This is a genomic window from Bacillus sp. FSL R5-0286 (assembly GCF_038593245.1).
Classification (GTDB): domain Bacteria; phylum Bacillota; class Bacilli; order Bacillales; family Bacillaceae; genus Bacillus; species Bacillus altitudinis.
Genome location: NZ_CP151977.1, coordinates 322,127 through 342,312 on the forward strand (window position 1 = coordinate 322,127; position 20,186 = coordinate 342,312).

Sequence of the window (20,186 nt, forward strand, 5' to 3'; positions counted from 1 at the left end):
TCATGAATTTGATTAAAATTTGAGAAAAAAGGTTTTTATGTGACCTTTTTCGGGTAAATCCTGTTCAGGGGCATGGTTCACCCATGAAAGAAAAAGCCCGCTACCACAAGGATTCGACTTATTTTTTAGCACAATAAGGGATTTTCAGTAAAATATTGTCTGGTGAGAGGAAATACCCCGTAAAATATGTAGTTTATGAAGCATTCTATAGGATTTACGAGTAATACGGCGTATAAACTGTAATCACCAGACCTCTATATGGAATTCATACATATTGTACGGAAATAAGCGAATTCTAAAGATTGTTCGCATCATAACGCTTATGTTACGGTTATAAAGATGCTAATTTGGAGGGAAAAAATGAATTCTGAAGAGAGAAAGATCAAAATCAAGATAAATAATGTATCTAAAATTTTCGGTAAAAATGCTAAAAAAGCATCTCAAATGCTTGAAAAAGGGAAGACAAAAAGAGAAATCCTAAAAGAGACCGGCGCAACAGTTGGTGTCAATCGAGCAAATTTTGATGTGTATGACGGCGAGATATTTGTCATCATGGGGCTATCAGGGAGCGGAAAGTCCACACTTGTGCGGCTGCTGAATAGGTTAATCGAACCAACCTCCGGCGAAATTTATATTGATGGGGATATGATAACAAATATGTCAAAGGATCAATTGCGTGAAGTCAGACGGAAAAAGATCAGCATGGTCTTCCAAAACTTCGCATTGTTCCCGCATCGTACCATTCTGGAGAATACAGAATACGGGCTTGAATTGCAAGGTGTAGAAAAAGAACAGCGCCGCTCTAAAGCGCTTGAATCTTTAAAGCTTGTTGGACTTGAAGGTTTTGAAGAGCAGTACCCAAATCAATTAAGTGGCGGTATGCAGCAGCGTGTTGGATTGGCACGTGCACTAGCTAATGACCCCGATATTTTGTTAATGGATGAAGCATTCAGCGCACTAGATCCATTAATTCGTAAAGACATGCAGGATGAATTGCTTGAGCTTCATACGTCTGTAGGAAAAACAATTATTTTCATCACGCATGATTTAGATGAAGCGCTTCGTATTGGCGACCGCATTGTCCTCATGAAAGACGGGAATATCGTTCAAATCGGAACACCAGAAGAAATTCTGATGAACCCATCGAACGAGTATGTTGAACGTTTCGTTGAAGATGTAGACCTTTCTAAAGTATTAACCGCTGGTCATATTATGAAACGTGCAGAAACAGTTCAGATTGATAAAGGGGCACGTGTTGCGCTCACACTCATGAAGAACCTTGGTATTTCGTCTATCTATGCAGTAGATAAGAAAAAGCATTTATTAGGTGTTATTTCTGCACAAGCAGCGAAAAAAGCGGCAGAAACGGGTGCGTCGCTAGAAACTGTTCTTGATAAAGAATTTACGACAGTATTGGAATCAACGTATTTAACAGAGATCTTTGACGCGGTGTCTGATGCGAACATTCCAATTGCCGTTGTAGATGAGAAAAACAGAATGAAGGGTATTGTGGTCAGAGGTGCATTGATTGGTGCATTATCAGGTAATGATGAATATATCAACATGTCTTCTAACAAGCTAGAGGAAATTAAAGCACAAGAGCCTTCTGCACAGGAGGTAGAATAAGATGTTTAGTATGAGTGATTTACCTAGAATTCCGTTCGCGGATTATATCGATCAATTTGTTGACTGGTTAACATTAACCTTTGGTGGTTTCTTTGATGGCATCACAAATGGATTAGCTGGAACAGTAAATGGTATTGTAGCTGCACTTGGCGTCATTCCATCCATTATTTTAACGCTTATCTTTGCCGGCATTGCTTGGTGGATCAGTACAAGAGGAGTTGCTCTTTTCACACTTATTGGATTCTTACTGATCGACTATTTAGGCTACTGGCAGCCAATGCTGCAAACACTTGCGCTCGTTCTGACAGCTGTGGTCATTTCTATCGTGATCGGGGTTCCGATCGGTATTTGGGCATCACAGAAGGAAACAGTGCGTAAAATTGTCACACCTATTTTAGACTTAATGCAGACAATGCCTGCATTCGTTTACCTTTTACCAGCGATCTTCTTCTTTAACATCGGAGTAGTACCTGGCGTTGTGGCATCGGTTATTTTCTCTATGCCGCCAACGATTCGTATGACCATTCTCGGGATTAAACAAGTACCATCTGATTTAATTGAAGCAACAGAAGCTTTTGGTTCAACGACATTCCAGCGTTTGTTCAAAGTTCAGCTTCCACTTGCTACAAAAACCATCTTAGCTGGGATTAACCAAAGTATCATGCTTGCTCTATCCATGGTCGTCATTGCGGCAATGGTTGGTGCACCAGGACTTGGTTCGGAAGTATATAGTGCAGTAACGCAGCTGAAAACAGGGATTGGTTTTGAGGCTGGTATTGCCATTGTTATCGTAGCGATTACACTGGATCGTATTACACAAAACATTAAAACGAAAAAAACCAGGGGGAATGCTTAATGTGGAAAAAGTCTCTCTACATTGGGATGACCGCCCTGCTTGTCTTTTTACTAGCCGCTTGTGGTGCACAATCAGATTCAAATGCAAGTGCAGCACAGCAGGTCAATAAAACGATTATCGGGATTGATCCGGGTTCAGGTATTATGGCGCTGACGGATCAAGCGAAAAAGGATTACGGTTTAGAGGATTGGACGGTTGTATCTGCCTCAAGTGCAGCGATGACAGCGACATTGAAGAAATCGTATGACCGTAAAAAACCGATTATCATCACTGGCTGGAATCCTCACTGGATGTTTTCCCGCTACGATTTGAAATATTTAGATGATCCGAAAAAATCATATGGTGAGGAAGAAGAAATTCACACCATTTCTCGTAAAGGATTTGCGAAGGATCAGCCGGAAGCAGCCAAAATGCTCAGTCAATTTAAATGGTCTCAAGATGACATGGGTGAAGTGATGCTTGATATTCAAGATGGCGTCAAACCAAAGGATGCTGCTGTTAAATATGTGAAAAAACATAAAGATCAAGTAGCGAAATGGACAAAAGGCGTGAAAAAGTCAAACGGTGACAAAATCAATCTTGCCTACGTTGCGTGGGATAGTGAGATTGCAAGTACCAATGTGGCCGCAGAGGTATTGCGTGAGCTTGGTTTTAAAGTGACCTTGACTCAGGTTGAAGCAGGCCCAATGTGGACAGCAATTGCAACCGGAAGTGCTGATGCATCATTATCTGCATGGCTTCCAAATACGCATAAAACGTATGCAGCGAAGTTTAAAGGAAAATATGATGACCTCGGTACAAGTATGAAGGGTCTTCGCATGGGTCTCGTTGTTCCGACTTATATGAAAAACGTCAACTCAATCGAAGATTTGAAAAAATAGCCAATTGTATAACAGTTCCCTTATAATAGAAGGGAGCATATGGAAAAAGCAGTCTGCTCAAAAAGCGACTGCTTTTTCTTATATATAAGGATGGTGGATGAGTTGTCGATGGTGGAAAAACCAATGATGATTTTCCTGCACGGTGGAGGCGTAAGCAGCTGGATGTGGCAGGAGCATATGGAAATATTCAAGGAAACGTATGAATGCTATACCCCTGATTTTATCGGTCACGGGACAAGAGCAAATGAAACGTCGTTTTCCATGCGAGAAAGTGCTCTTGAAATCATTTCATGGATAAAGGAACATGCACATGGTCGTACAGTCATTCTAATTGGCTTCTCTCTAGGTGCTCAGGTAGCCGTTGATGTGTTATCGAGAGAGCCAGACATCGCAGACATCGCCATCATCAATAGCGCCCTTGTGTTGCCATTACCATGGCTCTATTTGATGGTAAGGCCCATTTTACCTCTTACATATCCGTTATTAAAGAAAGATTGGTTCATCCAGCTACAAGCAGAAAAGATGGGACTACCAAACGATGTACTGGATCATTATGCAGCGGATTCCAAACAATTGCAGAAGAAGACGTTGCTTACGATGTTTCAAGAAAATCTTCATTACAAGCTCCCTGAGACGTTTCAACAAGCGAAGGCACGGATTCTTGTGACAGTGGGAGAAAAGGAAAAGAGCATTATGACTAGGTCAGCAGAAAAAATCACGAATGCACACCCGAATGCAGCCGGGTTCATCGTTCCTGACATTGGACATACGTTTACTTTTGAAAAGAAAGAACTTTTTGTCAACATGATCAAAAGCTTTATAGAAGAGCGTGCGTTACCAGCGGAATTAAAGGAAATAAGGAAGCTAGGCCATTTAGAAAGTGAAGATGAGCATAAAAGGGGCAGGCATGTATAAGACATTGTATGATATAGGTATAAAACGCTTACAGATGAATGGGTGTATGGATGGAAGCTCGTAAGTGAGCCATGAAGGAGGAAGCATGAGTAAAAACTATATCATATTTGGTGCGAGTCAAGGATTAGGGGATGCCTTTGTAAAAGGTCTTCCTTCAAGTGGAGATACAGTATGGATTGTGTCACGAAGCGAACCAAGCAGTTTGAACATAGACGATGGAGTGCGTAGAATTTGGCTGAAGATCGATTTATCAAGCCAAACCCATATCCCTTTTATGCTCGAAGCATTGAAGAATCAGACAATTGATGTACTCATTTATAACGTAGGTTTATGGGAGAAACGCGGCTTTGAAGATGATTATTCTTTCGATCATGATCAACCGGAGGATATCGCTCATTTAATCAATGTGAACGTTACCTCAACGATTACCTACATCCAAGCTCTGCTTCCGCACGTAAGGACATCTGAGAATGGAAAGATCATCGTCATTGGTTCTACTGCGGGACTTGACCATACGAATTTGTCTCAGGTGTCTTTTGTTGCTTCTAAATTTGGGCTTCGTGGTATTGTGAACGCACTAAGAGAGCACGTAAGGAAAGATAAAATATCCGTTACCTGTATCAATCCAGGAGAGTTGGCGGCAGAAGTTCCGTACGAAGATGGCGCTGAAAAAGCCATTGCTCTGTATGATGAAACGAGAATACCTGTACAAGATATTGTCGAGCTGGCAAGGTGTGTCATTCATCTATCCAGGGTGTCCTGTGTGAAAGAAATCAATGTACCGGCAATGACAGATGTGAATGCGTAAAATAAAGGAGACCACCCGCTTCAGGAAAGACGGGTGGTTTTTTTATTTTACGATGAATGCTGCTGAAGTGTTTTGTATACAGCTTCCGTCAAAATCTCAATGCCGGTAAAAATGGCAGAGCGATCGAATGTCATATAAGGGTGATGAAGCCCAGGTTTTAAATCACAGCCTAAACCGAGCATCGTCGATTTCATATGAGGAAGCTTTGCTGCATAAAAATGAAAGTCCTCTCCACCTGTCGTCACGATCGGTGGATCGAGCTGTTCTTTGCCTAGCACTTGCTCTATAGCATGTGACATGATCTCCACAGCTTCTTCATTTAATGTCGCAGCTGGAAGACGATGATCAGTTGAAAGTGTGATAGAGGCGCCAAAAGCATCCGCTACAGAATGGCATGCTCTTTCAATTTCCTTTTCTAATTCATCCATCACTTCATTTGTCTGTGCCCGAACGTCGAGTGTAAAAGAGGCCTTGCCAGGGATGATGTTGGAGCTGCCGCCGCCTGCATTTAAATTGGTCATTTTCACAGAATGGGCGACTCGTGGATCGACATGGATATGTGCCAGTCTCTGCACAAGCGTAGATGCAACTTCAATGACGTTGACCCCAAGGTGCGGGCGTGCACCATGTGCTTCCTCCCCTAGAATGGTTCCGACGTAATGATTACTTGATCCGTGCAAAATGGCAGGAGCGCAGCGTCCGTTTAAGGTTTCTTGTATTGGGCGCACATGCACCCCGTATAAATAATCGACGTCAGCTAACACACCTTTTTCGATCATCTTTAAAGCGCCGCCTCCTCTTTCTTCGGCAGGCTGAAAAATGAATCGGATCGTGCCACTTGGAAGTTCTTTTTCTTTCAATGCCATGAATGTCCCAAGTGCCATCGTCATATGTGCATCGTGTCCGCATGAATGGTTGGCTTGAAATACGCCATCTACTTCCTGCCACAGTGCGTCAATATCGGCTCTCACAGCAACCACTGGTGCGCCTTCCCCAATTTCACCGATTACCCCTGTACAGTCTTCAAATGTTCTCGTTTTACAGCCTAATTTCTTTAATAGAGCTTCAATATAAGCTGTCGTATTTGTCTCTTCCCAGCTGATTTCTGGATGGGCGTGCAGATGTTCAAAGATGTCTGTCACGGTTTGTTTCATCTCGTTTGTCAAAGTTGTCATGAGAAGCCTCCTTGCTGACAGATAATCTGCCAAAACATTCTTTTAGTGAAATAATATTGATCTTAAATATCATCAGTGTTTATAATATAACACATCATTTGATTATTCAGAAAATTAAGTGAAATTCCGATCGGGACAAAGGGGTTTTGACAGATGAAAACAGCAACAGTATCAGCACCTGAGAAACAAAAAAGAAAACTTCAGATGCCGGATGCGTATGTACTCTTATTTATGATTGCTTTAATTTGTACGATCGCAACGTATTTTGTACCAGCCGGTGAATTTGATCGGAAAACGTCAGGAGAGATCACAACAGCTGTTCCTGGCAGTTATCACCGTATTGATCAATCACCAGTTAGTCCGGTTGGTTTTTTTACAGCGATTCAAGAAGGGATGGTTGGTTCATCCTCTATTATTTTTCTGATTCTTTTTACTGGCGGAACCATTGCAATTTTGGAAAAGACAGGTGCCATTAACGGGATGATTCACAATGTCATCAGCCGGTTCCAAACGAAACAGCTATTGTTTATTTGTATTGTTGGCGGATTGTTTTCTGTACTTGGGACGACCGGAATTGTGGTGAACTCGGTCATTGGCTTTATTCCTATTGGGATCATTGTGGCACGTTCTTTAAAGTGGGATGCAGTGGCTGGAGCGGCGGTTATTTACATCGGCTGTTATGCAGGTTTTAACGCAACTATTTTGTCTCCATCTCCATTAGGTTTATCACAAACGATTGCAGAACTGCCGATTTTTTCTGGTATTGGGCTGCGTGTCATCATTTATCTTTGTTTTCTCCTATCTAGTATTGTGTACATCTATTTATATACAAAACGCTTGAAAAATAAAGAAAAGGGAAGCCTGCTTGGTGACGAGTGGTTTCCAGCTAAAGGGCTAGGAGGAGCTGATGCGGAATCTGTGGACAAGCCTGAATTCACCGGTAGACATAAGCTGATTTTAGCGGTGTGCGGTTTGTCGCTTGGGGGGTTCTTATATGGTGCGCTTCAGCTTGGCTGGACCGATAAGGAAATGGCTGGTGTGTTCATTTTCATGGCAATTGCTGCTGGCCTGCTTGGGGGATTAGCTGCCAATGATATTGCAAAAACGTTTATTGTCGGCTGTCAAAGCCTTGTATACGGCGCACTCATTGTCGGCATGGCACGCTGCATTTCAGTCATTTTGGAAAACGGCAAGCTGCTTGATACTGTGGTGAATGGGCTTGCGAGTATGCTGACAGGGTTTAGTCCAATCGCTGGTGCGATCGGCATGTATATCGCCAGTGCGCTCCTTCACTTTTTGATTTCATCAGGATCAGGAGAAGCGGTTGTCTTTATACCGATTCTTGCGCCGCTTGCTGATTTAATGGGTATCACGAGACAAGTAGCGGTAGAAGCAGTGATGCTCGGTGAAGGGGTGGTCAACTGCGTGAATCCGACTTCAGGTGTGTTGATGGCTGTCTTGGCTGCAAGTGGGATTCCTTACGTGAAATGGCTGCGTTTTATGGTGCCGCTTGCGCTCATTTGGTTCGTCATCGGCCTTGTCTTTATTTGTATCGGTGTCATGATCAATTGGGGACCTTATTAAATAAGAGAGAAGCTGCCAAAGAGTGTTTGGCGGCTTTTTTCTTATGAGAAAATGTATGGGGACAGCGGTTTAAAACCACAATAAGAGTGTTCACAAAATGGCTACATTATTTTTTTGAGCAATCCCCTTGCAAAAATTTGTGAAGTATTGCACAATAAGAATGTGAAATACTTCACATAAGAAAAACAACCTAGTTTTACTCAGGAGGATGAGATAAATGACAAACGAAAAAGTAAACAAAGTAGCACTTATTGGAGCAGGTTTTGTCGGCAGCAGTTATGCCTTTACATTAATAAATCAAGCGATCACAGATGAATTGGTAGTCATCGATTTGAATCAAGACAAAGCAATGGGTGATGTCATGGATTTAAACCACGGGAAAGCATTCGCCCCGCATCCTGTGAATACTTGGTATGGAGATTATGAGGATTGTCAGGATGCTGACATTGTATGTATCTGCGCTGGTGCAAACCAAAAGCCAGGTGAAACGAGACTTGATCTTGTTGAGAAAAATTTAAATATATTTAAAGGCATTGTAGACAATGTGATGAAAAGCGGATTCGATGGTATTTTCTTAGTTGCTACGAACCCAGTTGATATTTTGACATATGCGACTTGGAAATTCAGCGGACTGCCAAAAGAACGAGTGATTGGTAGTGGAACAACGCTTGATACGGCAAGATTCAGATACATGCTTAGTGAGTACTTTGAAGCAGCGGCGCACAATGTGCATGCGTACATCATTGGAGAGCATGGGGATACAGAGCTTGCTGTTTGGAGCCATGCGAATATCGGAAGTGTACCAATCACAGAATTAATGAAGAGAAATGATCAATACAAACAAGAAGATTTAGACGATATCATGGAAAATGTCCGTCATGCTGCTTACCAAATCATTGAGAAAAAAGGCGCGACTTATTACGGCGTAGCGATGAGTTTAGCCCGTATTACTAGAGCTATTTTACACAATGAAAACAGCATTTTGACTGTCAGCACTTATTTAGATGGAGAATACGGAGCAGAAGATGTCTACATTGGTGTACCTGCCCTTGTGAACCGAAATGGTGCAACAGAAGTAATGGAGCTCGCACTGAACGACACAGAAAAAGAAAAGTTCGCACACAGTGTGAATGTGTTAAAAGAGATTTTAGCTCCTCATTTTTAATCAATCAAAGGCAACCTATCTGAGCAGAAAAGGATGAATCACTATGTGGCAGCAAATATATGATCCGTTTGGTAATGAGTTCGTCAGTGCATTGGTGGCCATGCTTCCAATCTTGTTTTTCCTACTAGCATTAACTGTATTTAAGTTAAAAGGGGTATTAGCCGCTTGTTTTACCTTGATCGTCAGTTTTGTAACAGCTGTTTTCTTCTTTCATATGCCAATTGAAAAAGCATTATCTGCTGTGGTGCTCGGTGTATCTAATGGGCTGTGGCCGATTGGATATATCGTCATCATGGCCGTATGGCTCTATAAAATTGCTGTGAAGTCTGGAAAGTTTGATGTCATTCGTTCTAGTATTGCAGGAATTTCTCAAGATCAACGGTTACAGCTCTTATTAATTGGTTTTAGTTTTAACGCATTTTTAGAGGGAGCCGCTGGATTCGGTGTACCGATTGCGATTAGTGCCGCTCTTTTAACAGAGCTTGGGTTTAAACCACTGAAAGCCGCCATGCTCTGCTTGATTGCAAATGCTGCGTCTGGCGCTTTTGGTGCAGTAGGTATTCCAGTTATTACTGGAGCACAAATGGGAAATATGACGCCGCTTGAGCTGTCTCAAACCCTTGTGTACACCATTCCGTTTATTTCTTTCTGTATCCCGTTTCTGCTTATTCTCATTGTAGACGGCTTTAAAGGGATCAAAGAAACACTTCCAGCCTTGCTTGTTGTAAGTGGAAGCTATGCGATTCTACAGGCTGTTACAATGGTCACGATGGGCCCTGAGCTTGCCAATATTATTTCAGCTTTAGCGAGTATGGGAATTTTGGCTTTATTTCTACGAAAATGGCAGCCGAAACATATTTATCGTGAAGAAGGGGCACCAGCCATTGAGAAGAAACAAACGTATAGCGGGGTTGAGGTGCTGAAAGCATGGTCTCCGTTTTATATTTTAACTGCCGTCATTACTGTATGGAGCCTACCAGCTTTTAAAGCATTATTTGCTGAAGGAGGACCGCTCAACTGGACAACCATTTTAGTGAAAATGCCGTTTCTACATCAGCAAATTGTGAAATTACCACCTATTGCTCAAACAGAAACACCGATTGATGCGAACTTTAAAATTGATGTTATTAGTGCAACAGGTACCGCCATTCTAATTGCAGTGATGCTAACAGGATTGTTCAGCAGACATATTACATTAAAAGAAGGGGCTGCCTGCTTAAATGCAGCGGTCAAAGAGCTTTGGGTTCCTGTTCTTACGATTTGTTTTGTCATGGGCTTTGCCAACTTGGCGAACTTTGCAGGTCTAAGTTCTGCTATCGGACTAGCGCTTGCTAAAACAGGCGATTTATTCCCGCTTGTCAGCCCAGTGCTTGGCTGGATCGGCGTGTTTATTACGGGATCTGTTGTGAGTAACAATGCCTTATTCGGCAACCTTCAAGCAGTCACCGCTTCTCAAATCGGCTCTCAGGCAGGTTTGTTAATCGGGGCAAATACGACCGGTGGTGTGATGGCGAAATTAATTTCTCCACAATCCATTGCCATTGCAACAGCAGCTGTTGGAGAAACAGGTAAAGAATCTGAGCTCTTCCAAAAAACAGTGAAGTACAGCTTCATTTTGCTCGGCATCGTATGTATATGGACATTTATTCTTGCTCAATTTATATAGGTTGATCGATTGATTGAAAAATGGAAGACTGAGAGATTTCTCAGTCTTTTTTTATGTGGATTCTCGTGTGACAAGCCGAGTAGGTAGCTGAATATGTTCACGTTGTAATGGTTTTTGATCTTGTAGCAGCTGAATCATTTGTTTTACAGACTGCTGGCCAAGCTCGACGATGGGGATGTCGATGGTCGTGATCGTTGGTGCTGTCACCTCGCAAATGTCTTGATTGTCATAACCGATCACCGCTAAATCCTTAGGAATGTGATATCCATATGAAATGGCTTGTTTAATGAGGCCTGCTGCCACTTGATCATTGCCGGTGAAAATCGCATCCGGCGCATCCGGCATCCGGTGGATTAAGTCCATCAAACGAAAGCCGTCCTCAATGGTAAAAGCCTCGCCAAACAGCCAATCTTCTTTAAGCGGCAAATCGTGATCAGAAAGCGCATCAAGATAGCCTTGCTTTCTTTGTTTTTGCGCTTCACTGCTTTCTGTATCAAAGCAAAATCCAATGGATGTACGCCCTGATTGAATCAAGTAGTCAACCGCTTTATAAGCAGCTTCCCGCTCATCATATCCGATAATCGGAATGTCTGCTGTTTGATGAAATTCATTTGCCATGACGATCGGGCCGTTTGCTAAAAATGGCTCGATTGTTTCCCACTTATTTTCTAACGCCCCCAATATGACACCATCTACTTCTTTTCTTTTTAATAATTGAAGCCCTTCAAGTTCTGCTGATTCTTGATAAAACGTCTGGAGCACGATGGCTTTATACCCTTGATCCAGCGCTTCCTTTGAAATGCCTTTAATCAATTGTGCAAAAAAAGGATGGTCCACAGCTGGAACAGACACAGCAATGGTTTTTGTCTGATGTGACCGAAGGGTGCGGGCTGCTGAGCTTGGTGTATACTCCATTTCCTTCATCACCTGTAAAATGTGCTGGCGTTTTTCTTCGGATACATATGGATGGTTGTTCAGCACCCGAGAAACAGTGGTCGTTGAAACCCCGCAGCGTTTGGCAATTTCATAAATTGTACACATATTAACAAATCCTTTACACAAAGTTATTGTTCTGAAATCGATAACATCATTTACAATGTGAAACAAGTTAAATATTAACAAATGGAATTGATTAATTGGAGGGAATGGAATGCAAATATTGACGAAGATATCAGGTAAAAGCAAGGATTATCTACCGTTGCTGGATATGATCAATCAAGGTGTTCAAGTAAAGGCTGATTCAGTTGAAAAGAATCTAGCGAATGATAAGCTTGCTGCGTTCCTTGAGCAAGATATTGCGCGTACAGGTTTGGAAAAAATTCTCTTCCATTATAAACAAAATAAGGAAAAAAAGATACCGTTCCTGCCGGTCGATAAACTGATTTCGGAGGATGAGATCGATGACATTATGCAGGTGCTGAAAGAAGTATTAAGTTCAGGTCGTTTTACATCAGGCCCTTATATTCCAAAGTTTGAAAAGACGCTCGCAGCATACTTAGGGAAAAAATATGTCATTGCCACATCAAGTGGAACAGATGCCTTGATGATCAGTTTAATATCAGCAGGCGTCCATCCTGGAGATGAGGTCATCCTGCCTGCCAACAGCTTTGCTGCAACAGAAAATGCAGTGCTTGCGATTGGTGCGGTTCCAGTCTATGCCGATATTGATCCAGACACCTACTGCCTAGCGCCGAATGAAATAGAAAAGCATATCACAGATAAGACAGTATGTATTCTCCCGGTTCATTTGTATGGAAAGCAAGCGGATATGAAGGCCATTTCGACAATTGCGAAACGGCATGGTCTATCGATCATTGAGGATGGCTGTCAGGCGATTGGCAGTAGCGAGCTTGGGGCATTTGGGGATGGACTTGTTCTCAGCTTTAATCCTTACAAAAACCTTGGAGTTTGCGGAAAGGCAGGAGCCATCGCGACAAATGATGAAGCCCTAGCCGAAAAATGCATGGAAATCAGCTATCACGGCTTTGAAGCAGGAAAGAAAAACGTGAAGCGCAGTGACTATGGCTTTAATTCTAAGATTGATAACTTACAGGCCGCAATCGGGCTAGAACGAATGAAATATTTAGGTTTACAAAACTTTAAACGCTTTTACTTGGCAAAGAGATACATAGATCAGCTGCAAACGCTGGAGGACGAAGGCTACATAAAGCTTCCGAAGCTAACAGAGGATCATGTATGGCATCTATTCCCGATCAGAGTGGTGAAGGGAAGCCGAGATGAGCTGGCAGAGAAATTACTGGAAATGGGCATAGAAACAGACGTCTATTACCCAATTTTATCGCATCAGCATCAAACGAATCTTGTTTCTCAAAAGTATAAACAAACGGCACTTCCACATACGGAAAAAGCCGTACAGCAATTACTCCATTTGCCGCTTTACCCAGGTATGCCGCTGCAAGATCAGGAGAAAGTCATCGAGGGGGTCCATCATGTTATCAAATCTTCCATTCAATAAAAAGCTTGTGCATCAACCACAACATCCGCAGTGGATCGTCTTCTGTGATTTCGATGAGACCTATTATTCTCACGGAATGACCGAGGAGCAGAGAGAGGATGTAAAACGGCTGGAAGCTTTTGTGGCAGAAAAGAGCGAAGCCGGCCAGCTCATGCTGGGCTGGGTGACGGGAAGCAGCCTCGATTCTGTTACGAGCAAAATGGAGAAAGGCGGTTTCTATCAATTCCCGCATTTTATTGCGTCGAATTTAGGAACTGAAATCGTGTATACATCAGATGGGAAATTTGGACAGCCGGATGCAGAATGGATGAAACGGCTTGATGCACAGGGCTTTTCAGACGAAAAAATTGAAGATATTCTGCAAGCCGTGCGTGAAAAGGGGATCACCCTTAGGCCGCAAACGCAGCTAGGCAGCTCTGGGTATAAAAAGAATTTCTATTATCAGGAGCAGGATGAACGAACAGATCTCCATCATCTATCGTTCATCCAAACACTTGCGAAGGAGCGGGGAGTGGCGGTGAACATCAACAAATGCAACCCACTTGCGGGTGACCCTGCGGATTGTTATGACGTTGATTTTTTACCAGTGGGAACAGGGAAGGATGAAATCGTTCGGTTTATGCTGAATCAATATAACCTGTCAAAAGATAAGGGCTTTGCTTTTGGTGATAGTGGGAATGATCTGCGGATGCTTCAATCCGTCACGCACGGCTTTCTTGTCCAAAATGCAACAGATGAAGCCAAACGGCACCATCATCAAATTTGTCATCATGGGTATGCAAAAGGAATCTATGAAACATTGAAAACAGTGATGTATAAACATGAGGAGGCACATTCATGAAGAAAATTGGAATTGTTGGAGCAGGGAATATTGCAAAAGCACATGCTAGAGCATTATCAACGATCAAAGGTGCAGAATTATCTGGGGTCTATGACTTGCACGAATCCGTCGCACAAGGATTTATTAAACAGTACGGCGGACGGGTGTATGCCAGTATCGAAACACTAGCGGATGCATCAGATGGATTGATCATTGCTTCCCCTAACTTCTGTCACAAGGACCATGCCCTTCAGGCGCTTAGAGCAGGACAGCCGATTTTATGTGAAAAACCGATGGCTGTATCGTTAAAAGAAGCGAAGGAAATGGTGGAGACAGCCAAACAGTTCCAGGTTCAAGCCAGTATGGGCTTTAACTATCGCTATTTATCCTTTGTGAATATTTTGAAGAACTTGATCGCCAATGGTGAATTAGGACGCGTTTTGACAGTACGGACACATTTTAAGAAAAATAGTGCCCTTAGAAGAAAGACATTTTCGTGGAGAGACAGCGGCGAAAGTCTGCGTACAAGCGGTGCATTAGGAGATTTAGGGATTCATTTGATTGATATGCTGTGGTACTTATTTGGCAGTGAAATGAAAAAAGAATCCCTTAATACGAAGATGCTGACACATGTAAAGGAAAAAGAAGAGAAAAAGGTACAGGTTGATGACCATACCGAAATTTTTGGGCAAATGGAGAATCAAGTGTTCTTTCATTTGGTGACGTCCAAAAGTACGCAGCCGGAGGAATGTGGATTTAGTGTAGAAGTGGTGGGGCATGACAAGGTTTTTAAATACCATACAAACATGAAAAACGAATATGAGATCAGTGATGGCTTGTGTGTAGAGCGTCATCAAATGCCGCAAACATTGCTGACAGATCCGCCGAATGAATTTTATGGATGGTCTGATACATTCCGTGATCAGCTGATGCATTGGGTAAATACAAACTCATATCCATCTCATATGAAGGTAGCTGATTTTGAAGATGGTTATCGCGCGCAGGCTGCGCTGAATACGTGCTTCGAGAGGGAAGAGGCTGTCGTCTCTGCCCGCGCATATTAATGAAGAGGTGGAGCGGAGGATATCATGACTCCGCTCCTTTTTAGAGGAAGTGAAAAGATGAAAAAGGTGTTTTATTTTGGCTGTATCTTTTATTTTTTTATTGGGACCATTCATGTGTTTTTTGGCAGTTTAACGCCTTATTTGCTGTCTAGTTATGATAAGGGTCCTGGGGAATTATCTTCTTTAATCTTCTTTCAGTTTATTGGCTTTTTGACAGGCGTTCTTTTGTCGCCCATTCTTGTGAGGAAAAAAGGTTACGGCGCTGTTCTGACGATGGGATTGCTGCTGATGATCGGAGCGCTTCTTCTTGGCCTTTTGGTACCAGGTTGGACGATTCTTGTGGTGGCAGGTTTTTTCCTTGGGAGCGGTGCTGGCAGTCTTGAGACAACGGCCGGGGCGTATGTCATTTCAATGGCAAACAGTGCAAAGCGAATCAGCATCATGGAGGTCTTTTTTGGATTAGGTGCATTATTATTTCCACTATTGATTCTGCTGACTGTGACAGAGGAAACGTGGCATTATGTATTTTTATTTCAAGTCGGTGCACTGACTTTTTTCCTTATGCTGTGGCTTACTTTTATGAATAAACTCCCTCACGGACAGATGGCAGCTCCTTCTCAAGACATGAAGAAACCATCTTTGCTGTTTGATCGAGGGAATCGAATGATTGTGGTGATTATGATCTGTTTTGCGTGTTTCTACGCAGGAATTGAAACGAACTTTGCGAACTTTTTACCGTCGATCATGCTAGAAAAAGGGGGAGACAACTGGGGTCTTTTTGCGGTCTCTACTTTTTGGACAGCGATCGTCATTGGCAGAACTGTCATTGCGAGAAAAGCCGATCAGCTGCATCCGCTTCGTTTTTTAAAGTTAAGCGCAGCGCTGATGATTGTGCTACTCGCCGTATTTGCTCTAGCCACCCACATCGCCGCGCAGCTAATTCTTATCTTTTTCATCGGTCTGTGCGCAGCTGGCATGTTCCCCATTGCCTTGACGGCTTCTGCATTAATGATTGAAAATGCCATCGACGAGGCCACGAGTTATTTTATTGCCGCCGCTAGTTTAGGTGGAGCTTGTTTGTCCTTTTTGATTGGGTTTAGCCTTGAGTGGGCAGGTGCGGCAAGCGCCGTCTTTGTTTTCGCCTTTTTAGCTGTTCTCCTTTTTGCGGCTGCCATTCAAATGAATCGATCTCGGAAAAAAGAAACCATACCCACACAGCCGCCGGCGATGAAAGCCGATCGATAAGCAGCTGCTCTGGTGGCTCCTCCTTTTGTATAGCATATCTTCAGAAAAGGTGACGAAGGACTTGTACTAAAACAACGAAAGCGTGAATAACATGTACAAGTCAGCATCAAAAGGAGGACGTCTATGTGGCGGTGTTTTTTGGTTATATCTTTTTAGGGTTGTCACTTTCAGCGCCTGTTGGGCCAGTCAATGCAGCCCAAATCGACAGAGGGATTAAAAGTGGATTTTGGCACGCTTGGATTTTTGGTGTGGGGGCTATGGCTGCGGATATTGTCTATATGCTCCTCATCTATTTTGGTGTCGCCCAGCTTTTGACTGCACCTCTTGTGAAAACCTTTTTGTGGCTGTTCGGCTTTTTCGTTCTAACCTATACCGGTATTGAAAGCCTTCGTAAAATCAATTTGCAGGAAAGTCCAAAGAAGGATGGAGGAAACACGTCGATCGGGCATTCATTCATGACGGGCTTTTTCATTTCTCTTTCCAATCCGCTTAGCATTTTATTTTGGCTTGGAATCTATGGCAGTATTTTAGCCAATACGATCGAAAAGTATGGAGCATCTCAAATGCTGATGTATAGCGTGGCTATTTTTATCGGCATGCTCTTATGGGATTTCTGTATGGCGCTACTCGCCAGTACGTTTAGACGGTATTTAAATGAACGAATGTTGCACGGCTTATCCGTTCTGGCAGGTCTCTCTTTACTTGGCTTCGGTGCCTATTTTGGATATCAAGGGATCATGGCGCTCATTGGATAGAATGGTTGATAAGAAAAAGGGCTAAAATCTAAATCATTTTAGCCCTTTTTCATATTTGACAGAAATAGGACACTCTTCAATAATGATGGAAGATACATAAAATTGAAGGAGTTTTTGCCATGCGTATGTTCCTGCCAGCATTCAACTATGTGTGTATGCTGATTTTGTCTGTGATCACAGCGACATTTGTTTATACCATGTTGTTTGCCCCACCTGAATCCAGATTCAGTTATGTGGAGGTCACCAGTCTTTTCATTTTGATCGCTTATGTCCTATTTGCTACACCTATCCAAATGGTTTTACACCGTCATCCTGAGAAGTTTCGACGCCGTGATTTATTGGTTTATTTTATCGGGGCGTGGGTGGTTTGTACGGCGCTCGCATTATGGATTGATTATGGTGTTGTCGTCTTTATTAGCTACAAAGTTTATCTATTTAGCTTTTGTGCGGCCTTTATTTATTGGCTGCTTGATTCCGTCTTTTTAAAGAAGAAACAATCATAAAGGCTTTTCCCGTTTTTTCTCTTGAACATGAACGTGTATGACCTTCGAGAGTCCGCTTGATACAAAAGCAAGAGCCGTCATCAGAAGGACCCAATATAGATTGCTAAGGTCAAATCCAGTATAAGCGAAGATGAAAATCATCGAAATCACGGACGTTAATATGAGGACAGGCCATATCCGTTTAAATAGCAGATAACCAACAAATCCCCAAAGGAAAGCCATCACTGGTAGTGTAAATAAGATCAGATACATCGGATGGAGAAAAAGAAGACGCATGTCATTCACCCATTTCTTTTATAATGACCAACTCTATTAGATAGAGGCGGCTAAATGATGATATGCAGAAGCATACTCATACATGATTAGATAAATGGAAGTGAATTCCTGCTTCATCCGGCAAATCAATCACCTTGTGAATGTCCAGTGAAAGTCGTTGAAGGACAGTCACCACAGCTTTTTCCTCCTCATAGGCTATGGAGAAGACGCTAAAACGAGGTGGAAGAAAATGGCCCAGCTGTATGCAAAAAGTTGCCTTGATCAAAATCTACGATCACTGGAAGAATGGAAGCAGGATGCCTTCACGCAGTTTGGAGAGATGGTAGGGGATGAGGCAGATACATTTCCGTGTGTACCAGGCAGACAAGGATTTTTTCTCGATCATTTGCGTTATGGATTTGTCGGTGATCCGCGGGGAGAAGAGGCCGTGAATGAATTAGCAGAGCTTTTAAGGGAATACCAAAGCTGCTCTAGGGAAACCGGTCAATATGCTTCGTTCATTTGCTTTTTTGAAACACCGCAGGATATGAAGGAGTATTCGCTCGAAGAGTATGAGGAGCAGTTTTGGTCGGTTGTTCAGCAATTACATCAAAAGGATGAAATGAAATGGCCAGAGGAAATTCCATCAGATCCTGAAAATCATGAATGGGAATTTTGTTTTCATGGGGAGCCTTATTTTATTTTATGCGCGACACCAGCGCATAAGCTAAGAAAAAGTCGTCACTTTCCTTATGTGATGTGGGCCTTTCAACCAAGGTGGGTGTTTGAAAAGATGAACGGTTCCACCACATTTGGTCAAAAAATGAGTAAACTCGTTCGGAAGAGGCTGAAGGCGTATGATCAAGTAGATGTACACCCAGCATTAAAATGGTACGGGGATCAGAAAAATTTAGAATGGAAACAATATTTTCTCTCAGATGATGAGGCGGAGAAACCAGCCTCCGCCAAATGTCCATTTACTGCTTTAAAAAACATGATGAAATTATGATGCGGCCTGATCCTGTTTCCACTTTTTTCTCATAAAGAGTACCATGATGCCAATCACGGCGATGATCCCAAGGCTTATAAAAAAGCCGGGTCGTCCGCTTGCCTCTGTCAGAGTGCCTGTAACGGCCGCACCGATTAAGAGCAGGGCAAGAACCGTTTCACACGTTTGACGAGTAGATGGTTTTGACAGCTTTTTACTTGATAGCAGAATAAACACCCATGTGTATAAAAGAGTTAAACCGGCTGCTGTTGTGAGATGCTCATATATGTGTTTGGACAAAAAGAGTGCCAGCAAAATCGAGACAATCAATCCAGCAGCAGTTAACAAGATCGAAGACCATCTGACATGAGATGGTTCTTTTTGTTTAAAACAAGCAGGTGCATCGTGATGTTCCGACATCGTGCCAAGCAGCGTCGTGACTGCATAGAGGGAGGCAACCAATGTGGAAAACCCAGCAATAATGAAAATGCCATTAAAGATATGAAGGAAAATCGATAAATGAAATGGCTCCAGTGATGTAATAAATGGACTGCTATTCTCGTTAAAGGCTGTCACTGGAACAAGCAAAAGCGCAAGTCCGATGGAGACGATATAAATGACAGCAAGAATGATCAGCATCACACGTCCAGATTTTGCGGCGTCTTTCGGGTCTTTTAAATGAACCGCCATCAGCCCCATGACTTCAATTCCCCCGAAAGCATAAAACGCATAAATCAGCCCATTCCATAGACCGAGCGGGCCGAGCGGCATCCATTCATGGTCTTTATTTGGCAGGTGGAGGGTGGGCCTATGCTCTGTGAGAATGCCGCATAAAACAAGAACGGCAAGGACGACAAACAATAGGATCGCCCCGGTTTTCAGCACGGCAAGGACATTTTCCGTCTTTTGAAAAGAAGAAAGCCCAATGATAATCACAAGCAGGGCAAGAGCGGAATAAATCGCTGAAAACACCCATAGTGGAATGGATGGAAACCAGTGACGAGTAAAAAGAGAAATCGCCGTCAGTTGACTCCCTGTGATCAGCATTTCTGAAAACCAATACACCCAGCCATTACTAAAACCCGCCCAGCGCCCATAGGCTTTTCGGGCATAGGAACAAAATGATCCCTTATCTGGGTTCTCGGCTGTCATCGCAGCCAGGTGTTTAAAGACGAGATATGTGCCGACTGCCGCAAGCAAAAATGAAATGCAGACGGAATAACCGGATTTTGTAATAGCGATGCTGGAACCAAGGAAGAAACCAGTGCCGATTGTACAGCCGACTCCGATAAGTGAAAGCTGCCACCAAGATAAAGATTGTTCTTCTTTCAATGCATGTGCAACACCTTTCTGATTCAATAGCATTAGCTTGTGACCGCCTCTTTTTTTTATACATGATCAAGA

19 protein-coding genes are annotated in these 20,186 nt (G+C 42.8%); 15 read left to right on the forward strand and 4 right to left on the reverse strand.

The genetic code is table 11. The features are described 5' to 3' along the window. The first annotated feature begins 360 nt into the window (after positions 1–360). The 5 genes from opuAA (at position 361) to NST24_RS01750 (ending at position 5,086) form a co-directional block, all read left to right on the forward strand. Positions 361–1,626 (forward strand): glycine/proline betaine ABC transporter ATP-binding protein OpuAA, encoded by a 1,266-nt coding sequence (gene opuAA / locus NST24_RS01730; protein ID WP_017358586.1) that lies wholly within the window; start codon positions 361–363, stop codon positions 1,624–1,626. 10 nt (positions 1,627–1,636) lie between these two features. Beyond that, positions 1,637–2,482: a glycine/proline betaine ABC transporter permease subunit OpuAB gene (gene opuAB / locus NST24_RS01735; RefSeq protein ID WP_024718999.1), complete on the forward strand. Its 846-nt coding sequence runs from the start codon at positions 1,637–1,639 to the stop codon at positions 2,480–2,482. After that, positions 2,482–3,363, forward strand: coding sequence for a glycine betaine ABC transporter substrate-binding protein (locus NST24_RS01740; RefSeq protein ID WP_072367522.1), 882 nt, complete (start codon positions 2,482–2,484; stop codon positions 3,361–3,363). Before opuAB ends, NST24_RS01740 begins: the two co-directional genes overlap by 1 nt. Positions 3,364–3,402: 39 nt before the next feature. Beyond that, positions 3,403–4,278 (forward strand): alpha/beta hydrolase, encoded by an 876-nt coding sequence (locus tag NST24_RS01745; RefSeq protein WP_342462218.1) that lies wholly within the window; start codon positions 3,403–3,405, stop codon positions 4,276–4,278. A gap of 85 nt (positions 4,279–4,363) precedes the next feature. After that, positions 4,364–5,086 carry an SDR family oxidoreductase gene (locus NST24_RS01750; RefSeq protein ID WP_017366560.1) on the forward strand — a complete coding sequence of 241 codons (723 nt, stop codon included), beginning with the start codon at positions 4,364–4,366 and terminating at the stop codon, positions 5,084–5,086. Positions 5,087–5,133: 47 nt separating this feature from the next. On the opposite strand, the gene NST24_RS01755 is transcribed toward NST24_RS01750, so the two are convergent. Continuing rightward, complete coding sequence (locus NST24_RS01755; protein ID WP_281215641.1) at positions 5,134–6,261, reverse strand: M20 peptidase aminoacylase family protein; 1,128 nt, start codon at positions 6,259–6,261, stop codon at positions 5,134–5,136. Positions 6,262–6,414: 153 nt separating this feature from the next. Between NST24_RS01755 and NST24_RS01760 the strand changes: the two genes are divergently transcribed. The 3 genes from NST24_RS01760 to NST24_RS01770 all read left to right on the forward strand — a co-directional run bounded on the left by NST24_RS01760 (position 6,415) and on the right by NST24_RS01770 (position 10,676). Continuing rightward, positions 6,415–7,845 (forward strand): YfcC family protein, encoded by a 1,431-nt coding sequence (locus NST24_RS01760; RefSeq protein ID WP_007498311.1) that lies wholly within the window; start codon positions 6,415–6,417, stop codon positions 7,843–7,845. A gap of 217 nt (positions 7,846–8,062) precedes the next feature. Further along, positions 8,063–9,010, forward strand: coding sequence for an L-lactate dehydrogenase (locus tag NST24_RS01765; RefSeq protein ID WP_007498309.1), 948 nt, complete (start codon positions 8,063–8,065; stop codon positions 9,008–9,010). A gap of 43 nt (positions 9,011–9,053) precedes the next feature. After that, on the forward strand, positions 9,054–10,676 hold the full coding sequence (locus tag NST24_RS01770; RefSeq protein WP_342462219.1) for an L-lactate permease: 1,623 nt from the start codon (positions 9,054–9,056) through the stop codon (positions 10,674–10,676). A gap of 51 nt (positions 10,677–10,727) precedes the next feature. Here the strand turns inward: NST24_RS01770 and NST24_RS01775 are convergent, their stop codons facing one another. Next, a complete protein-coding gene (locus tag NST24_RS01775; RefSeq protein WP_342462220.1) occupies positions 10,728–11,717 on the reverse strand; it encodes a LacI family DNA-binding transcriptional regulator in 990 nt (329 codons plus the stop codon). Positions 11,718–11,826: 109 nt separating this feature from the next. Here NST24_RS01775 and NST24_RS01780 point away from each other — a divergent pair, with 109 nt between their 5' ends. From NST24_RS01780 to NST24_RS01805, 6 genes are all read left to right on the forward strand, one after another. Then, positions 11,827–13,152: a DegT/DnrJ/EryC1/StrS family aminotransferase gene (locus tag NST24_RS01780; protein WP_342462221.1), complete on the forward strand. Its 1,326-nt coding sequence runs from the start codon at positions 11,827–11,829 to the stop codon at positions 13,150–13,152. Further along, entirely contained in the window at positions 13,127–13,993 is an 867-nt protein-coding gene (locus NST24_RS01785; protein ID WP_326111454.1) for an HAD-IIB family hydrolase, read from the forward strand. The genes NST24_RS01780 and NST24_RS01785 overlap by 26 nt, the downstream gene beginning before the upstream one ends. Next, positions 13,990–15,036 carry a Gfo/Idh/MocA family oxidoreductase gene (locus NST24_RS01790; RefSeq protein ID WP_007498302.1) on the forward strand — a complete coding sequence of 349 codons (1,047 nt, stop codon included), beginning with the start codon at positions 13,990–13,992 and terminating at the stop codon, positions 15,034–15,036. Before NST24_RS01785 ends, NST24_RS01790 begins: the two co-directional genes overlap by 4 nt. Before the next feature lie 57 nt (positions 15,037–15,093). Then, entirely contained in the window at positions 15,094–16,281 is a 1,188-nt protein-coding gene (locus NST24_RS01795; RefSeq protein ID WP_342462222.1) for an MFS transporter, read from the forward strand. Between the two features lie 125 nt (positions 16,282–16,406). Beyond that, positions 16,407–17,036, forward strand: coding sequence for a LysE family translocator (locus NST24_RS01800; protein WP_024718986.1), 630 nt, complete (start codon positions 16,407–16,409; stop codon positions 17,034–17,036). 119 nt (positions 17,037–17,155) lie between these two features. Then, positions 17,156–17,539 carry a UPF0715 family protein gene (locus NST24_RS01805; RefSeq protein ID WP_024718985.1) on the forward strand — a complete coding sequence of 128 codons (384 nt, stop codon included), beginning with the start codon at positions 17,156–17,158 and terminating at the stop codon, positions 17,537–17,539. Here NST24_RS01805 and NST24_RS01810 read toward each other — a convergent pair. Next, positions 17,534–17,815: a DUF2651 family protein gene (locus NST24_RS01810; protein WP_024718984.1), complete on the reverse strand. Its 282-nt coding sequence runs from the start codon at positions 17,813–17,815 to the stop codon at positions 17,534–17,536. The two genes, NST24_RS01805 and NST24_RS01810, sit on opposite strands and share 6 nt — an antisense overlap. 229 nt (positions 17,816–18,044) lie before the next feature. Between NST24_RS01810 and NST24_RS01815 the strand changes: the two genes are divergently transcribed. Beyond that, positions 18,045–18,803: a YqcI/YcgG family protein gene (locus NST24_RS01815; protein ID WP_024718983.1), complete on the forward strand. Its 759-nt coding sequence runs from the start codon at positions 18,045–18,047 to the stop codon at positions 18,801–18,803. On the opposite strand, the gene NST24_RS01820 is transcribed toward NST24_RS01815, so the two are convergent. Beyond that, a complete protein-coding gene (locus NST24_RS01820; RefSeq protein WP_024718982.1) occupies positions 18,798–20,147 on the reverse strand; it encodes an amino acid permease in 1,350 nt (449 codons plus the stop codon). The two genes, NST24_RS01815 and NST24_RS01820, sit on opposite strands and share 6 nt — an antisense overlap. Positions 20,148–20,186: the final 39 nt, after the last annotated feature.

Excerpts from the sequence above, each read along its gene's own strand:
- opuAA (WP_017358586.1), top strand. The coding sequence starts at position 361 with ATGAATTCTGAAGAGAGAAAGATCAAAATCAAGATAAATAATGTATCT.
- opuAB (WP_024718999.1), top strand. The coding sequence starts at position 1,637 with ATGAGTGATTTACCTAGAATTCCGTTCGCGGATTATATCGATCAATTT.
- NST24_RS01740 (WP_072367522.1), top strand. The coding sequence starts at position 2,482 with ATGTGGAAAAAGTCTCTCTACATTGGGATGACCGCCCTGCTTGTCTTT.
- NST24_RS01745 (WP_342462218.1), top strand. The coding sequence starts at position 3,403 with ATGGAAAAAGCAGTCTGCTCAAAAAGCGACTGCTTTTTCTTATATATA.
- NST24_RS01750 (WP_017366560.1), top strand. The coding sequence starts at position 4,364 with ATGAGTAAAAACTATATCATATTTGGTGCGAGTCAAGGATTAGGGGAT.
- NST24_RS01755 (WP_281215641.1), bottom strand. The coding sequence starts at position 6,261 with ATGACAACTTTGACAAACGAGATGAAACAAACCGTGACAGACATCTTT.
- NST24_RS01760 (WP_007498311.1), top strand. The coding sequence starts at position 6,415 with ATGAAAACAGCAACAGTATCAGCACCTGAGAAACAAAAAAGAAAACTT.
- NST24_RS01765 (WP_007498309.1), top strand. The coding sequence starts at position 8,063 with ATGACAAACGAAAAAGTAAACAAAGTAGCACTTATTGGAGCAGGTTTT.
- NST24_RS01770 (WP_342462219.1), top strand. The coding sequence starts at position 9,054 with ATGTGGCAGCAAATATATGATCCGTTTGGTAATGAGTTCGTCAGTGCA.
- NST24_RS01775 (WP_342462220.1), bottom strand. The coding sequence starts at position 11,717 with ATGTGTACAATTTATGAAATTGCCAAACGCTGCGGGGTTTCAACGACC.
- NST24_RS01780 (WP_342462221.1), top strand. The coding sequence starts at position 11,827 with ATGCAAATATTGACGAAGATATCAGGTAAAAGCAAGGATTATCTACCG.
- NST24_RS01785 (WP_326111454.1), top strand. The coding sequence starts at position 13,127 with ATGTTATCAAATCTTCCATTCAATAAAAAGCTTGTGCATCAACCACAA.
- NST24_RS01790 (WP_007498302.1), top strand. The coding sequence starts at position 13,990 with ATGAAGAAAATTGGAATTGTTGGAGCAGGGAATATTGCAAAAGCACAT.
- NST24_RS01795 (WP_342462222.1), top strand. The coding sequence starts at position 15,094 with ATGAAAAAGGTGTTTTATTTTGGCTGTATCTTTTATTTTTTTATTGGG.
- NST24_RS01805 (WP_024718985.1), top strand. The coding sequence starts at position 17,156 with ATGCGTATGTTCCTGCCAGCATTCAACTATGTGTGTATGCTGATTTTG.
- NST24_RS01810 (WP_024718984.1), bottom strand. The coding sequence starts at position 17,815 with ATGCGTCTTCTTTTTCTCCATCCGATGTATCTGATCTTATTTACACTA.
- NST24_RS01815 (WP_024718983.1), top strand. The coding sequence starts at position 18,045 with ATGGCCCAGCTGTATGCAAAAAGTTGCCTTGATCAAAATCTACGATCA.
- NST24_RS01820 (WP_024718982.1), bottom strand. The coding sequence starts at position 20,147 with ATGCTATTGAATCAGAAAGGTGTTGCACATGCATTGAAAGAAGAACAA.